Raw genomic sequence first — 236 nt, 5'->3', positions numbered from 1 at the left:
GTCCGTCTCGACGTGGGTGTAAGAGGCGGCTACTCCAAAGTCTTGCCAAATCCCAGGCAGGAAATCAAAAAAGGTTTGCGCAGCCTGTTCAATACAGGTTGCGTTAACGTCGCCGGCATTGACGTCGCGACTGATCAGGTATTGTCCTTCGGGACAGCTGTTGTCGAACGTACCGTTGTATGCAGGGTCGGTGGCAACGGTTTCACAGCTTTGCGATCCATTAATAAAACCGTCAA

1 protein-coding gene is annotated in these 236 nt (G+C 51.7%); it reads right to left on the bottom strand.

Annotated elements, in window-relative coordinates; translation table 11 throughout:
• Window positions 1-236: hypothetical protein (locus Q4563_RS22630; RefSeq protein ID WP_303606150.1), on the bottom strand; the 236-nt coding region annotated here is incomplete at both ends.

Source organism: Gilvimarinus sp. 1_MG-2023 (assembly GCF_030548285.1).
Note: the sequence above shows the minus strand (reverse complement) of the source record. Positions and strands in the feature narration are given on the sequence as shown.